Raw genomic sequence first — 16048 nt, 5'->3', positions numbered from 1 at the left:
GCACAGCAGACCCGTGCTGTCGCGTCACATCGTCGGGAGAGACTCAGGATTTGGGCGGTATCACTTCCAGCTGTGACAGGCGATGGCCCTTGACCAAGGCGGCATCGATATCGGTCTTGGCTTTTTCGGCGACTTCCTGCGACTCGAACGGGCCGATCATGACCACTTCCTTGCCCTCGACCTTGACCACGTACGAAGGATAATGGTGCTCGACCAGCCAGTACGTCATATCGCTTAGCGCTTCTTTCAAATGAACGCGAATGGTCCATTGAGGTGACGCCGGGGTCGGTGCTTCTGCGACCGAGTCAGCGGTCGATACCTTGGGGGCTGGTGCGGGTTTGCCAGCGTCACAGCCTGCCAGCATCAATACCGCCACCATCATTGCCATCTTGCGCACGTCTGTCGCTCCTCGTCTGAAGTGGCGAGAGTCTACCACCGCAGGCAACCGCGAGTTGTAACGGGAAGGATCGGCGAACGGTGATCAACCACCGACCACCGGCCCCTGCGCATCACACCTGCGACTTTCCGACGCGGCCCGGACTCGGGGCCTCAGCGCCACGCCCATGACCATTCGAAGCCTGTTCCATGGAATGCCTCACTGTTGTTTTTGGATGAGGGGAAAGGACTGAACGGATACTGCAGGTCTCTCTGTGGGAGCGAGCTTGCTCGCGAAGCGATCGGTACAGCCGCTGCCTTGTCGGTGGTTGAACCATCGTCTTCGCGAGCAAGCTCGCTCCCACAAAAGGGCTATTACCCGTCGAGCGAAATCACGCGCCCTCACCCAGCTCGCGCATCACTGCATACAACGCCGACTTGGCTTCGAAACCCACGCCCGGGATATCCGGCAGGCCGACATAGCCGTTTTCGACGCGGATGCCATCGGCGAACCCACCGAATGGCTGGAACACGTCCGGATAGGATTCGTTGCCGCCCAGGTGCAGGCCCGCGGCGATGTTCAGCGACATCTGGTGACCGCCATGGGGCACCACGCGGCGTGAGGACCAGCCCAGCTCTTTCATGACGTCGAGGGTGCGCAGGTATTCCACCAGGCCGTAGGACAGCGCGCAGTCGAACTGCAGGAAATCGCGGTCCGGGCGCATGCCGCCGTGGCGCAGCAAGTTGCGGGCGTCCTGATGGGAGAACAGGTTTTCGCCTGTCGCCATCGGCAGGTCGTAGTGATTGGCCAGTTCCGCTTGCAGCGCGTAATCCAGCGGATCGCCGACTTCTTCGTACCAGAACAGGTTGTACGGCTTGATGGCTTCGGCGTAAGCAATACCGGTCTTCAGGTCGAAACGGCCGTTGGCATCGACCGCCAGACGCTGACCATCGCCCACCACTTCCAGCACCGCTTCGATGCGGCGCAGGTCTTCGGCCAGCGGCACGGCACCGATTTTCATTTTCACGACGTCATAGCCGCGATCCAGATAGCTCTGCATTTCGGCCTTGAGCTTGGTCTGGTCCTTGCCGGGGTAGTAGTAACCGCCGGCGGCGTACACCCAGACCTTATCGTCCGCCACACCGTCGCGATAACGGTCGGCCAGCAGGCGGTAAAGGGGCTTGCCCTCGATCTTCGCGACCGCGTCCCAAACCGCCATGTCGATGGTGCCCACGGCGACCGAGCGCTCACCATGACCGCCCGGCTTCTCGTTGGTCATCAGGGTTTTCCAGATGGCGAACGGGTCCAGGTTGTCATGTTCCTTGTCGATCAACGATTCAGGGTCGGCCTCCAGCACGCGGGCCAGGAAACGGTCGCGCATCAGGGCGCCCTGGCCGTAACGGCCGTTGGAGTTGAAGCCGTAGCCAATGACCGGTTTGCCATCGCGGATCACGTCGGTGATCACCGCAACGACCGAGCAGGTCATCTTGGAGAAGTCGATGTAGGCATTGGCAATCGGCGAGGCAATGGAAACGGTTTTCTCGCGGATATCGACGATACGCATGGGTAACTCCTATTGTTTTTTGATAGCGATTTCGAATGGTGGTGCAGCCGTTGGTGGACTCACTCTAGGGCTGGACCTTTCGCTGCGGCCAATGCTAAAAACGCGGCACTCAATGCGCGGACGGCATCACGATGGAATTGGTCTGGCTGGAAGATTTCAATGCGCTGGCGCAGAGCGGCAACTTTTCTCGTGCCGCGGAACTGCGTCATGTGACCCAACCGGCATTCAGCCGAAGGATCCGTGCGCTGGAGACATGGGTCGGCGTGGACCTGTTCGAACGCACCACACAGGGCGCGATGTTGACCGATGCCGGGCGACACATGCTCGGCAGTGCGCAGGAGATGACCCGGCGCCTGTATCAGATGCGTCAGGAAGCCCGCGAAGTCGCCGGCAAACAGGCGCGCACGCTGCACTTCGCGGCCACGCATTCGCTGTCGTTCACTTTTTTCCCCGGCTGGGTTCGTGCGGCGGAACGCACCAGCCCGATCGAGGCGATACGGCTGCACTCGGACAATATGCGGGTTTGCGAGCAGATGCTGCTCGGCGGCGAAGTGCAGTTTTTGCTGTGTCATCAGCACCCGGACGTGCCGCCACAATTTCCCGCTGAATCCTTCCATTCAAAAGTGGTGGGCAGCGACGTGCTGATGCCTTTGCAGGCACAGCAGTTCGAACCCAACTCGGTCGCCGAACCGCTGTCATTGCTGGGTTACACAGCGGAATCAGGGCTGGGGCGAATCGTTTCGGCGCGCCTGCTTCAGGAGTCGCAACCACCCCAGATGCACACGGTGTTCAGCTCACACCTGGCGGCCGTCCTGCTGTCAATGGTGCTGGAGGGCAAAGGCTTTGCCTGGCTGCCGAAAACACTGGCCGAACCCGAATTCGTCAGCGGCAAGCTGATACGCGCACTGGACGCGCACTGGGATATTGCGCTGGAGGTCCGCCTGTTCAGGCCCGCCATGGCCCTGAGCGATTTCGCGGAGGATTTCTGGGCGAAACTTTAGCCGTCTCGATACCCCTGGGCGCGGCGTGCAACGACCACGAAAAAGCCCCGACATTCTGGGATTGCCGGGGCTTCCGTTTTGGGTTCAACGGCTGGCGAAGTACATCGTGACTTCAAAGCCGATGCGCAGATCGGTGTAGGTCGGTTTGGTCCACATAGGCAACACTCCCTGGCGACACCGGGACAGTCCGGTGGCTCAGTTATACGCCGATGTTTACGCGCCGCAAGGCCTGCAGCAGCCAGACCTGGCAGTGACCCTTACCGCCAGCGCAACACGGTCGCTACACCTGTAGCACCGCCGGGACGAACGTTGCGCAACAGAACGGGCGGATGAAAACCCTTTGGCCGCGCAGCAGTGGCGTTGCGCTCATCCAAGGTGAGCCGGTACGGGTTTTGCTGCGGTGTTTTTGCATCACTGGATTATTTTTTGTAACAGGTGATATTCCTGATAAAGGCTAGTCTGAAGCATTACGCCCGCCGCCAAGAACGTTCGCGGCCTCATTCGTTGAGCACTGAAGAACAATAATTCATGCGCTGTCACCGCCAGGTCGCAGACGCATCAGGAGAGAACGCTATGTCCTTGCAGAGCACGGGAGCCGGTCCCGCTGATCTCAATGCCTTTGTCGGAGACTATTTCCCCGACCGCAGCCTGCCTTCCGATGGTCTGATCGTGCAGTCCTGGTATCGCAGCGTCGTGGAGCACGGCCTGGAACCCGCCGCCCGCGGCAACAAGGTGGTGCTCAGTGCCGCCGAGATTCATCGCCATCAGGATTTTCATCACGACTACATGTCCATCGCCGGCCAAGGCGTCAGCGGTCTGGCAAAACGCGTGGGTCAGGCGGGTTTTGCAGTGCTGCTCAGCGACGAGCACGGCATCGCCCTCGATTCTCGCGTGCCCACCACGGGCAGTGCATATGCCGACTCGGGGTTGATCGTCGGCTCGCGCTGGGACGAGTCGCGGGTCGGCACCAACGGCATCGGCACGGGCCTGGCCTCGGGCAGCGCGCTGATCATTCACCGGGACGAGCACTTTCTGCGTGAGAACGACCGACTGAGCTGTTCCGTGTCGCCGATCTTCGATTCGCTGGGCAATGTGCGCGGCTGCCTGAATGCCTCATGCCTGAACAGCAACGGTCCAAAAGAGGCACAGTATCTGACCCTGCAACTGGTGATCATGTACGCGCGGATGATCGAAAACGCGTATTTCCGCCACAGCCACCGCAACACCCTGACGCTCATGGTCAAGCCATGCGATGAGATCAGCGACCTGGCCAACGAGCAGTTACTGGCGCTGGACGATCAGGGACGGGTCATCGGCGCCAACCGCGCCGCCTTCGTTGAACATGAAACCCACGGCCACGGCGTACTGCTTGGGCGCAGGCTCAGTGACCTGCTGCCGGTGGACGTCGATGAGCTGCTGCGCTTGAACAACGGTGGCGCCAATGCGACACGGCTGCGCATCGGGACGCGTCTGGTGGAGGTCGGGCTGCGCATGCCGGTCAAGGTTCGCTCCGCCAAACCTGCCGACAGTCGGCCGACCGCCGGCATTCACCGCGCGCCAACCTTGGTTCAGCTCAGTGGCGCGGACGTTCGCCTGCAACAGAGCGTGGCGCGCTTGTACAAGGTGCTGGACAAGGACCTGCCCATTCTCATCAACGGCGAAACCGGCACCGGCAAAGAAGCCTTCGCCCGGGCGATCCATCAGGCCAGCCGACGTCGGACCGGGCCCTTCGTCGCGCTCAATTGTGCGGCGATTCCCGAAACCCTGATCGAAAGTGAGCTGTTCGGCTACCGCAGCGGGAGCTTCACCGGTGCCAACAAGAAGGGCATGAAGGGCAAACTGGAAATCGCCAACGGCGGCACGCTGTTCCTCGATGAAATCGGCGACATGCCGGCTCATCTGCAAACCCGTTTGTTGCGAGTGCTCGCCGAACGTGAAATCTCGCCGCTGGGTGCCGACACGCCGCTGCCCCTGGATATTCAGGTGATCTCGGCAACCCACCAGAACCTCTCACAGATGATCGCGGGCAAAGCGTTTCGGGAAGACCTGTTCTATCGCCTCAACGGCATGACCCTGCAACTGCCAGCGTTGCGCGAGCGCAGCGATATCGGCTCATTGATCGAAACCGTCCTGCGCGATCAGCCCGGAGGGGAACACTGCCGGATCGACACCACGAGCATGGCGTTGCTGAGCCGGTACGGCTGGCCAGGCAATATTCGCCAGTTGATCAATGTGCTGCGTTACGCCGTGGCGCTGGCGGACAATGGCAGGATCACCACCGATTGCCTGCCTGCCGAACTGCTTGATCAGGCGCAAGCGCTTCACTCGCTCGCGCCTGTCGAAGCCCGACCGCCTTTGGCGCGATTGGCTGCCGACGATGAAGGCCAGCATCTGCTGGAAGCCTTGCGCCGTCACCAATGGAACATCACCGCAGTGGCTGACGAATTTGCGGTGGCGAGGTCGACGCTGTACCGCAAGATGAAGAAATACCGCCTCGTGGCGCCGAACCGAATGACCTGACGAACGCGTCAGGCCGGGCAGTGCCTTACTTCATGAACCCTTCCATGAAATCGGCCACACCGCTGGCGATCTTTCGCCGCCACGGGGCTGTCGAGGGATCCGCGAGGGTTTGATCCTCGTGCACAAAGCTGCGGATGATCGCGTTGTAGCCCAGCCAGCGGCAGGGTTCAGGCTCCCAGCCTTTTAGCCGGTTGAGCCCTCCCTCGCGGATGACCCAAGGCTGATGAACCAGCGGTGTATCGCGCTCAAGGATCAGGTCGGCAAGCGTCCGACCGCCCAAATTACTGGCGCCGACGCCCTCCCCACCATACCCGCCTGACAGCGCAATACCGGTGGCTTTATCACACAGCATGTGCGGATGAAAACGTCGGGACATGCCCAGGTTGCCGCCCCACGAATGCGTGATTCGGGTGTTTTTCAGTTGCGGGAACAGTTCGCCAAACAGGTAGCGGCGCAACTCGACCTCGCTGTCGGTCAGGTCGAAGTTTTCCCGCAGACGCCCGCCAAACTGATAACCACCCCGGGCACCGAACACCAGCCGGTTGTCCATCGAGCGTTGACCGTATGTCACCTGCCGACTGTTTTCACTAAAGGCCTGACCGTGACTCAGACCGATCTCGTCCCAGACACTTGCGGGCAACGGTTCAGTGGCCACCAGCAGGCTTTGTACTGGCAATTGATAGCGTCCCAACGGTGGCATTTGCGCGGCGTAACCTTCCACCGCCGGCACCACCCAGCGGCTGCGAACCTCGCCGTGAGCCGTCGACACCTGCCCGGATCGCCAATCGGTGGCGGGCGTTGTCTCGTAGATGCGCACGCCCATGTTTTCGACCACGCGCGCCAGCCCTCGCACCAGTTTTGCAGGGTGTATCGTGGCCAGATGAGCGTAGTGAATGGCGCCGTAAGGGCGGGCGATGCGCAACTGCCCGGCCAGTTGATCAGGGTTTAGCCAGCGATAATCGGCCTCGGTCAGCCCATGCATGTAAAGCTTGTCCAGGTATTCACGCAGAGTCCGTTCCTGTTCGGGGTAGCGGGCGGCGCAGTACAGCGCACCACCTTTGCGATAATCGCAATCGATGCCTTCGCGGTCGAGAACGGTTTTGACCTCGTCGGGAATGCCGAACAACAGGTCATACGAGGCGCGACGCTCTGCGGTCGACCGGCCTGCCAGCATCCGGTCCTCACCCAGCAGGTTTCCCATCAGCCAGCCGCCATTACGCCCCGAGGCACCGAAGCCTGCGGTCTGCCCCTCAATGATGACGACATTCAGATCCGGCGCCTGACGCTTGAGGTAATAGGCCGTCCACAGCCCGGTGTATCCCGCGCCAATGATTGCCACATCAACGTCCAGATCCTCTTGTAACGAGGGTCGCGGTGACAGGGGTTCGTCGAGCTGGTCCATCCACACGCTGATCGTTTGCCAGGCGGGCATTGCACTCTCCATCAAACAAAGGCCGATAACGACGATCCTAGTCGTTACGCGTAGCGGCTGTCGTGCTTGCGTGCCCGCAAAGAATACCGCCTACCGGGATTCGGTCTGTTTGATCCAGGCCTTGGGCGACAGACCCGTGCGCTGGCGAAAGCAACGGTAGAACGCGGACAGGGAATTGAAACCGGCGGCGAAAGCCAGCTCGTCGATGCGAACCGGTTGCGGTGTGTTTTCCAGTGCATCGAGCACGTGCTGCAAACGGGCCTGATTAACGTAGCGATAAAAGCTTTGGCCCAGCACCTGATTGAGCAGATAGGACATCTGGTTACGGCTGTAGCCGCAGGCCGTGGCGACGCGCTGCAAATCCAGCTCCGGGTCCAGATAAGGCTGCTGACCCTGGAAGTAATCTTGCAGGTCATCGGCCATGAAGCTCAACTGGCGAGGCGAAAGGCCCAATCGACTGACACTGGGACGGGCACTTGGGCCGGCGCTGTCATCGGCGTTCTGCCGCACCAGCGAGGCATATTCGTTGACACGCCAGATGAGCCCTCCACGCACAGTGATCGCTTCGCTGGCATGGAACGACACCAGCCCTCGCCCACCGCGCAGCGTCACTTGGTACTGAATGAACGCCGTATTGCCGTCGACGCGGATACGGTCACTGTGCTCCAGCGCTTCGCCGGCTTGCCGGGGCATGCTGAGGCGCACGTAGTCACGCAGCTCGGACAAACCCAGCGTGCAGTTTTGAAAGAAATCGTTGTATTGGATGTCGGGGTGATACAGCGCCATGACGCCGTCCAGATCGCGGCGTTTCCAGCACAGGTGATAACGCAAGACGGTTTCGCCGGTGGCCGCCGTGTGTTCAGGGCCGTCGTCGGGCAAGGACATGGGTGACTCGGGTGGTGGTGGAGACGGGTGACAAATTACACGAATGTGAGCGGGTTTGAAGACGTGTGCTGTGCAAAACCCGTTGCAGGCGTGAGCGTGTTGGCGAGCACGTTCACGCCTGCAGGATCGGCGTCACGTCGCGATACCGATGCAAGAACCGACGACAGATCGACCGGCGGCACGCGTCAGATCTGGATATACACCACATGCGTGTGCGTGAATTCGTACACGCCGTGCTTGCCATCCGCGCCGCCGATCCCTGATTTACGAACCCCGGCATGGAAACCCTGCATCGCCTCGAAGTTCTCGCGGTTGATGTAGGTCTCGCCGAAATCGATCTCGTTGCAGGCACGCATCGCGGCGCTCAGGTCGCGGGTGTAGAGCGAGGACGTCAGGCCGTATTCGCAATCGTTGGCCAACGCGATGGCTTCGTCCAGGTCGTCGACGATCTGGATCGGCAACACCGGTCCGAAAATCTCCTGACGCATGACTTCCATGTCCTGACGGCAATTGGCGAGCACGGTGGGCTGGTAGTGAAAGCCCTTGCCGTTCCTGTCCGCAATGGCGCCACCGGTGATGATCTGCGCCCCCTCGCTGACCGCGGTCTTGACCATCTGAGCCACCTTGTCCAGACCCGCCTTGTTGACCAGCGGGCCCATGTCCAGGCCCTCTTCGGTCAGCGGATCGCCATATTTGGTCGCCGCCATGGCCACGCTGACCTGCTCGACGAATTGATCGGCGACTTTGCGTTCGACGTAGACCCGCTCGGCGCAGTTGCAGACTTGCCCGGTATTGATCACTCGCGATGCGGTAATCGCTTTGACGGCCAGTCCCAGGTCGGCATCGGCCAACACAATGGCCGGGGCTTTACCGCCCAGCTCCAGGTTCAGTTTGGTGATGTTGTGTGCCGCAGCCGCCATGATGCGCTGGCCCGTGGCGACGCTGCCGGTAAAGTTGACCATGTCCACGGCGGCACTGGCGCTGAGCGCATTGCCCACGGTCGCGCCCCTGCCCGAAACGATATTGACGACGCCTTTGGGCAGGTCGGTCTCAGCCAGCAGCCTGGCGAACTCGAAGCAATTGATCGGCGTTTCTTCGCTCGGCTTGATGACGATCGTATTGCCGGTGATCAACGCCGGGGCAAGTTTGCGGGCAATGAGGAAGAACGGGAAGTTCCACGGCAGGATCCCGGCCACCACACCCAATGGTTTGCGGAACACGAAGATGTTTTCGCCAGGCCGGTCGCTGGTGAGGATTTCCCCTTCCAGGCGACGGCCCCACTCGGCCATGTAGTCCAGGTAATCGGCGGTGAAGTTGACCTCCACCAGCGCCAGCCCCAACACCTTGCCCTGCTCGGCGGTGATGATTCGTGCCAGGCGGTCGGCATTCTCGCGCACCTTCGTCGCGATCCGGCGCAGGTAACCGGCGCGTTCATTGGCCGGCTTGCGTGCCCAGCCCTTCTGCGCACTGCGGGCGGCCGCGATGGCGCGCTCGACCTCACTGATGCTGGTTTCCGGCACAGACCCCAGCAGCTCGCCATTGGCCGGGTTGAAGACTTCGATCAGGCTGTCGCCCGCGCTGAAGGCGCCGTCGATGTAGCTTTGGTAGATCGGTAAGGAATTGCCCATGAATGCTGCCTCTGCTGATTGATTGTTCTGTTGCGTTCCTTCCAGAACGCGTCCGTTCTCCTGCGGGAGCGAATGCATTCGCGAGAGGCTGACTGGACCGACACACTCGCATCGCCTGCCCGATTTCTTCGCGAATGAATGCGCTCCCACAGGTTCTCCGCCGCCGCTGATTTCGGGGTCACTGGGTCGCAGCGGTTTTGGCCGATGCCATTTCTTTCTTCAGGTCGTTGGCGCGCTTGATGATGTATTGATGCACCAGTTCCACTTCGTCCGGCTTTAGTTCGTCGGCGAACGACGGCATGCCATCGTTGACACGACCGCCGTAAACGATCCCGAGGAACATCTGGTGGTTTTCCTTGCTGAGCATGCGCAGGTCCGGCAACACGCCTCCGCTGATCGCGTTGATGCCGTGGCAGGTGTCGCAATGGCCGTTGAACAGCGCACGGCCCTTGTCCACCTGTTCGGTGGTGCCGGTGAACGCAGGAGGATCGACCTTGCGGTCGGCGTATTTGTATTTGAGGTCAGGCAGCTTCGCCGTCCCACCCAGCTTGTAGGTCAGCACTTGCGCGTTGGGCTTGACCCCGGCGCGCAGCGACAGCGCACCGGCAAAGGTCGAAAACGCACCGCCCCAGCCCGCCATGAACGTCACGTACTGCTCGCCGTCCACCTCGTAGGTCACGGGGCCTGCCATCACACCGGTGTTGGCGGGTTGCTCCCAGAGCACTTTGCCCTTGTCCGCCGAATAGGCGACCACCCGCCCATCCGCCGTGCCCTCGAACAGCAGGTTGCCCGCGGTACTCAAGGTGCCGCCGTTGAAGATCGTCGAGTACGGCACTTCCCAGCGCGCTTCCTGCTTGAGCGGGTCCCAGGCGATCAGCTTGCCGGTCCAGGTGTCCGCCAGTTTGCGCAGGCCTTCAGGGTCTTCCGGCATCATCCCGGTATTGACCTGCAGCTGGTACATGCTCTTGAACTTCTTGCGGGGTGGCTGGCCGTCGACGTCCTGGTACAGCGCCGACATGATGTGCGCCGGGATGTAGACCAGGCCGGTTTGCGGGTTGTAAGACATCGGCTGCCAGTCGTGGGCGCCCCAGAACGCAGGTTGCACCAGCAGCGCTTTCTTCTCGGGATCGCGCCAGTAAACGGCGGCTTTCTCGTCGACGATCGGCCGGCCGGTCTTCATGTCGACGCCGGTCGCCCAGTTGATCGGGACGATGTTCTTCGCCGAGAGCAATTCGCCGGTCTTGCGATCGATGACATAGAAGAAACCGTTCTTCGGCGATTGCATCAGCACCTGACGCATTTTGCCGTCGATCTTCAGGTCCGCGAGCATGATGTGCGCGGTCGCGGTGAAGTCCCACGCGTCCCCCGGGGTGGTCTGGTAATGCCAGACGTACTCGCCGTTGTCCGGGTTGATCGCCACGATGGAAGACAGAAACAGGTTGTCGCCCTTGCCTTCCGACCGCAGCCGCGGGTTCCACGACGAAGCGTTGCCCACGCCGATGTACAGCAGATTGAGTTTCGGATCGTACGACATGGAGTCCCAGACCGTGCCGCCGCCACCCTGCTCCACGAACTTATCGCCAAACCAGGTTTTGCTGGCGATCTCCATGGCCTTGTTTTCCGGCGGCAGTTTCGGGTCACCCGGCACCGTGAAGAACCGCCAGTCCTGCTTCCCGGTGTTCGCATCGTAAGCGGTGATGTAACCGCGCACGCCATATTCGGCACCGCCGTTGCCAATGATGACCTTGCCCTTTACCACGCGCGGCGCACCGGTGATGGTAATGGAGCGGTCCGGGCTGGTCCGGGTGTCCACCGACCAGACCTTCTGCCCGGTTTTGGCATCGATGGCTTCAAGACGACCGTCCAGAACGCCCACGAAGACTTTACCGTCCCACACCGCCACGCCTCGGTTCACCGCGTCGCAACAGGCTTCGCCCGCACGACTGCGGTCCGAATGCGGGTCATACTTCCACAGCAGTTTCCCGTCGCGAGCGTCGAGCGCGTAGACCACCGAGAACGGCCCGGTGGTGTACATCACGCCATCCACCACGATGGGGGTGGCCTCGACGCCCCGGTCGATATCCAGCTTGTATGACCAGGCCAGACCCAACCCGCTCACGTTGTTGTCGTTGATTTTTTTCAGTGGGCTGAAACGCTGCTCGTCGTACGTCCGCCCGTGGCTCATCCAGTTGCCCGGCTCCTGATCGGCGGCGCTGATTCGCGCACCGTCGACAGCGGCGGGCTGCTCGGCCGCGAGGCTCGAGGCGATGAAGCCGCCCTGGGACACGAAAGCGACACTCAGCGCGACGGCGCTTACAAACAGACGGGGGGGTGTGCCGGGAAGGCGAAGGTGCTGGCCAAATCGGTTCATGTGGCTCTCCGTTCTTATTAGAACCGGGCGCTCGTGTGCCCCGGCTTGACACGGAAAAAGCAAGCGCTGTGCCACGCCCGTGAAACGTCGATCTTTCAGTCACTTATGGCGAGAACTGCGAGCGCAGCACACTGCTGTCGCGCTACACTTGTCGCGTTTTGGACGACACACGCCGCAACAACCCCACGGTGGAGTGCGACAGCCAACGGGGTTTGATCCTGATTGTTTTTCGATACTGTCTGGCCACCGCCGAACCGGATGCTGGCATTGTGGTCAATCTCTCAATCGAATGTTCATCAGCGTGCTGTTCATGACCTCAGTCACCCGTGACACAAACGCATACCACGGGGCGAACCTCGCTGGCGCGGTACTGCCCTCAAGCACGCTATGCTGCAAGCCCGAACTCTCGTGAACACGTCGAATCCGCCAACGATGGCCACAATGACCGAACGCACCGCGACCGATACCCCATCGCCTCTGGACGATCCCGCACAGTGGATCATCTGCGAGCACTGCGATTCGCTCTATCAGGCTCAAAGCCTGAACAAGGGCGAGGCTGCGTATTGCCTGCGGTGTGCTGCCCTGCTCGACCGCGGGCACCGCATGACCATAGAACAGATGCTGGCACTGAGCATTGCGGCGGGCATCCTGTTTATCTTCGCCAACGTCTTTCCCGTCATCAGCATCAGCATGAAAGGGCTGTATAACGAGGTGACCTTGTGGGGGTCGGTCGAGGCCCTCGCCCAAGGGCAGATCACCCTGATCGCGCTGGTGGCAGGCCTAGCGATCATTCTGGCACCGGCCCTGCAGATCGCCCTGCTGTTCTGGGTCCTGGTCCACGCGCACCGCAACGAAATCGCGCCGGGTTTCAAAACCTGCATGCGCACCCTTGAACATTTGCGCCCCTGGAGCATGCTCGAGGTCTGCCTGCTCGGCATTCTGGTGGCCATCGTCAAGCTCGCCGGCATGCTCGACGTCCATCCCGGCGTGGGCCTGTGGGCCATGGCGATGCTGATGGTGTTGATCGTGCTGATTGCCGGAAAAGACATACGCAGGCTGTGGGACGAGTTGGGAGTAGAACCCGAATGAACGGCATTCCTTTCGCCCGTGAGCACAAGGTCACCCTCTGCCATGTGTGCAACTATGTGTGCCCACAGGACGCCCACGATTGCCCGCGTTGCGACTCCGCCGTACACGCCCGCAAACCCAACAGCCTGATCCGGACATGGGCCTTCCTGATCGCCGGCCTGATTTTCTACATTCCGGCAAACACACTGCCGGTGATGTTCACGACACTTCTGGGCAGCGCCAGTGAAAACACCATCATGAGCGGTGTGATCGAGTTCGCCGAAGGCGGCTCCTGGGACATCGCCATCCTGATTTTCGTCGCCAGCGTGCTGGTGCCCTGCATCAAATTTCTGGTGCTGGGGACGCTGTTGATTACCTGCCAGCGCCGCAGCCAGTGGGCCATGCGCGAGCGGTCACGGCTTTATCGGTTCATCGAGTTGATCGGCTACTGGTCGATGCTCGACGTGTTGGTGGTCGCCCTGGTGGCGGCGCTGGTTCAGTTTCGCGGGCTTAGCACCATCGAGCCACGGCTGGGCATCCTGTTCTTTGGTTTAGTGGTGGTCATGACGATGTTGGCCGCCATGAGTTTCGATCCCCGGCTCATCTGGGACGCAGAGGTTGAAGATGTCTGATAACACCCTACCCCCGTCAGCGCCCGCGCCTGTACGTCCGCAGGTCAAGGCGCGCAAGGCCCGCATTTCACTGGTCTGGCTGGTACCGATCGTTGCCGGTGTCATCGGGCTTTCGATGGTCGTCCACGACTTCCTCAACGTCGGCCCCAAGGTCGTGGTCAGCTTCCAGACCGCCGAAGGCCTGGAAGCCAAGAAAACGCAGGTCAAATACAAGAACGTGGTGATCGGGACCGTAACCGACATTACGCTCAGCGATGACCGCACACACGTTCTGGCCACCATTGAGCTGAACCAGTCGGCGGCGCCGTTTACCCGCGCGGACTCTCAATACTGGGTGGTACGTCCGCGCATCGGTGCGCACGGCATCTCCGGGGTCGACACCTTGCTGTCCGGCGCATTCATCGGCGCCGACGCGGGCAGCTCGGAAAAGACCGAGAAAAATTTTACCGGCCTTGAAAACCCGCCGCCCGTCACCTTTGGCGAAAAAGGCAAACGCTTTATCCTGCACACCGACGACCTGGGCTCGCTCGACATCGGCTCGCCCATCTACTTCCGTCGCATTCAGGTGGGCCAGGTCGTCGCGTACGAACTCGCCAAGGACGGCAAAGGCGTCGATGTCGAGATTTTCATCAACTCGCCCAACGACAAATACGTGCTCGACGACTCGCGGTTCTGGAATGCCAGCGGTGTCGACGTCAGCGTGGGTGCGGCCGGCTTGAAGGTCTCGACCCAGTCACTGACCTCGATCATTTCCGGCGGCATCGCGTTTCGCGAGCCTAAATACAGCCCCGACGCCAAGCCCGCTCAGGGCAATGCCGAATTCAAGCTGTTTGAAGACCAGGCCACCGCCCTCGCGCCGCCCGATGGCGAGCCCAAGTACATCCGCATGCGCTTCAACCAGTCGCTGCGCGGTCTGGTGGTCAATGCGCCGGTGGATTTTCTGGGCGTGAACATCGGTCGAGTGGTGTCGGTCGACCTGGACTACGACCCCGCCACCGGCTCATTCCCGGGCGTGGTGGGCGCCGTGATCTACCCGCAGCGCCTTGGCGCGGCCAACGACAAACTCAGAGAGCAGGCGGGCGGCGGCGACGAAGAAGAACAGACCTCACGCATTCTTGGCCGCTTCGTCGAACGCGGGCTCCGGGCTCAGGTGCGCACGGGCAACCTGCTCACAGGCCAACTCTATGTGGCGATGGACTTCGATCCGAAAGCCCCCAAAATCGCCTACAACGCCAAGGCCCGACCGCTGGAAATTCCAACCGTGGGCGGCAGCTTCGACAAGCTGCAGGAACAATTGCAGGCGTTCGTCGACAAGCTGGGCAAAATCCCGATCGACGAGTTGGCGACCAATCTGAACGGCAGCCTGGTTGAACTGCAAAAAACCATGAAGCAGGTGAACACAGACATCCTTCCGCAAATGCGCGGCACCCTGCAGCAAGCACAGAAGACCATCGGGACCGCCAATTCGGCATTCTCCGAAGATTCGCCAGCGCGCCAGCAACTGGGTCAAGCGATGGAAGAAGTCCAGCGCACGGCCCGCTCGGTCCGCGTGTTGACAGACTTCCTCAGCCGCCATCCTGAATCGCTGATCCGTGGCCGCTCCGGTGATGCAGCCCCGGGTTCGTACAAAGGTTCTTCCTCTTCCCGTGAAATCGCTCCGGAGCCTGCCCAATGATTGTGCGCAAACACCTGTTGACCCTGGCCTGCGCGTTGGGCCTTGGCGCCTGTTCGTCGACACCGACGCATTACTACACCCTGATCGCGCCCGCCATCCAGGCACCCGCCACCACCGCGCAAGCGCCTTTTCAGTTCGAGATGCAGCCGGTGCTGATGGCCGTACAAGTGGATCAGCCGCCGCTGGTGGTGCGTCAGGGCGATGGCAGTCTGGCCATTCTGGAGAACGAACGCTGGGGCGCGCCGTTGGGCGATGAGTTCCACGACGCCTTGACCGGAGAACTGGAGCGCAGGTTTGGTTCCCGCGACCTGGCGGGCCTGCCCAAGCAGAACGACGAGCCGGTATTGTCGGTGCGCACGGATGTGAGACGGTTTGAATCGGTGCTCGACCACTATGCAATGATTGACGTGGTCTGGAACCTGAGCCTGCGCAACAGCGGAACCAAACGACAGTCACTGACCTGCAGCAGTGTCATTCGTCAGCCAGCAGGTGTCGGCATGGAAAGCCTGGTTCTGGCCCATCAAAAAGCAGTATCCCGTCTGGCCGACGCCATCGCCAAGACGGCGAATGAATGGGCGCGTCAACCCACTTCCCGTTGTCCTTCATAAACACAGCAAGTACCGGATTTGATACAACGTAATGACCTCAAATAAACCCCAAACAGACTGTTCGGGGTTCTTCAATACATTCAATCGACAGCCTTTATAAAACTTGTACAACCTTACGCGCACGTACAATTCTTGTAACAATGTGCTCAAACGACTGTTTAAGAATAATGCTTTCGCCCTTCCCTAGAATGGATCCACAATCCGCCGCATCGGCCGCAAAGCCCCGTCCACCGGGACGTGGGCCCACACGATGCATTGCTGCCGTCGCAATAAACCGTATGTCGTCCA

General features: G+C 60.9%; 13 protein-coding genes. 6 read left to right on the top strand and 7 right to left on the bottom strand.

Annotated elements, in window-relative coordinates:
* Nucleotides 1–43: 43 nt before the first annotated feature.
* Together AB4N84_RS22415 and AB4N84_RS22410 are read right to left on the bottom strand one after the other, a co-directional pair.
* Nucleotides 44–397: a hypothetical protein gene (locus tag AB4N84_RS22415; protein ID WP_074749702.1), complete on the bottom strand. Its 354-nt coding sequence runs from the start codon at nt 395–397 to the stop codon at nt 44–46.
* 370 nt (nt 398–767) lie between these two features.
* On the bottom strand, nt 768–1940 hold the full coding sequence (locus tag AB4N84_RS22410) for a mandelate racemase/muconate lactonizing enzyme family protein (RefSeq protein WP_074749701.1): 1173 nt from the start codon (nt 1938–1940) through the stop codon (nt 768–770).
* Nucleotides 1941–2071: 131 nt separating this feature from the next.
* On the opposite strand from AB4N84_RS22410, the gene AB4N84_RS22405 reads away from it, so the two are divergent.
* Nucleotides 2072–2941 carry a LysR family transcriptional regulator gene (locus tag AB4N84_RS22405; protein ID WP_460043228.1) on the top strand — a complete coding sequence of 290 codons (870 nt, stop codon included), beginning with the start codon at nt 2072–2074 and terminating at the stop codon, nt 2939–2941.
* Between the two features lie 84 nt (nt 2942–3025).
* Here AB4N84_RS22405 and pqqA read toward each other — a convergent pair whose 3' ends face one another.
* A complete protein-coding gene (gene pqqA, locus AB4N84_RS22400; protein WP_074750225.1) occupies nt 3026–3097 on the bottom strand; it encodes a pyrroloquinoline quinone precursor peptide PqqA in 72 nt (23 codons plus the stop codon).
* Nucleotides 3098–3514: 417 nt separating this feature from the next.
* On the opposite strand from pqqA, the gene AB4N84_RS22395 reads away from it, so the two are divergent.
* Nucleotides 3515–5461, top strand: a complete 1947-nt coding sequence (locus tag AB4N84_RS22395; RefSeq protein WP_460043227.1) for a sigma-54-dependent Fis family transcriptional regulator — start codon at nt 3515–3517, stop codon at nt 5459–5461.
* Between the two features lie 25 nt (nt 5462–5486).
* On the opposite strand, the gene AB4N84_RS22390 is transcribed toward AB4N84_RS22395, so the two are convergent.
* The 4 genes from AB4N84_RS22390 to AB4N84_RS22375 all read right to left on the bottom strand — a co-directional run bounded on the left by AB4N84_RS22390 (nt 5487) and on the right by AB4N84_RS22375 (nt 11777).
* The gene (locus tag AB4N84_RS22390) at nt 5487–6893 is read right to left on the bottom strand and encodes an NAD(P)/FAD-dependent oxidoreductase (protein ID WP_460043226.1); all 1407 of its coding nucleotides are present in this window, start codon (nt 6891–6893) and stop codon (nt 5487–5489) included.
* A 90-nt stretch (nt 6894–6983) separates the two neighbouring features.
* On the bottom strand, nt 6984–7778 hold the full coding sequence (locus tag AB4N84_RS22385) for a helix-turn-helix domain-containing protein (protein ID WP_460043225.1): 795 nt from the start codon (nt 7776–7778) through the stop codon (nt 6984–6986).
* Between the two features lie 185 nt (nt 7779–7963).
* Complete coding sequence (aldA, locus tag AB4N84_RS22380; RefSeq protein ID WP_074750223.1) at nt 7964–9406, bottom strand: aldehyde dehydrogenase; 1443 nt, start codon at nt 9404–9406, stop codon at nt 7964–7966.
* Nucleotides 9407–9584: 178 nt separating this feature from the next.
* Entirely contained in the window at nt 9585–11777 is a 2193-nt protein-coding gene (locus AB4N84_RS22375; protein WP_460043223.1) for a PQQ-dependent dehydrogenase, methanol/ethanol family, read from the bottom strand.
* 441 nt (nt 11778–12218) lie between these two features.
* Between AB4N84_RS22375 and AB4N84_RS22370 the strand changes: the two genes are divergently transcribed.
* From AB4N84_RS22370 to AB4N84_RS22355, 4 genes are read left to right on the top strand one after another with little or no spacing between them, the layout of a single operon-like run.
* Nucleotides 12219–12866 (top strand): paraquat-inducible protein A, encoded by a 648-nt coding sequence (locus AB4N84_RS22370; RefSeq protein ID WP_074749696.1) that lies wholly within the window; start codon nt 12219–12221, stop codon nt 12864–12866.
* Nucleotides 12863–13477 carry a paraquat-inducible protein A gene (locus AB4N84_RS22365; protein WP_460043221.1) on the top strand — a complete coding sequence of 205 codons (615 nt, stop codon included), beginning with the start codon at nt 12863–12865 and terminating at the stop codon, nt 13475–13477. The genes AB4N84_RS22370 and AB4N84_RS22365 overlap by 4 nt, the downstream gene beginning before the upstream one ends.
* Nucleotides 13470–15152, top strand: coding sequence for a PqiB family protein (locus AB4N84_RS22360; protein WP_460043220.1), 1683 nt, complete (start codon nt 13470–13472; stop codon nt 15150–15152). Before AB4N84_RS22365 ends, AB4N84_RS22360 begins: the two co-directional genes overlap by 8 nt.
* A complete protein-coding gene (locus tag AB4N84_RS22355; protein ID WP_074749693.1) occupies nt 15149–15760 on the top strand; it encodes a PqiC family protein in 612 nt (203 codons plus the stop codon). Before AB4N84_RS22360 ends, AB4N84_RS22355 begins: the two co-directional genes overlap by 4 nt.
* The last annotated feature ends 288 nt before the right edge of the window (nt 15761–16048 follow it).

The sequence above is a fragment of the Pseudomonas sp. S2_H01 genome (assembly GCF_054668305.1).
Note: the sequence above shows the minus strand (reverse complement) of the source record. Positions and strands in the feature narration are given on the sequence as shown.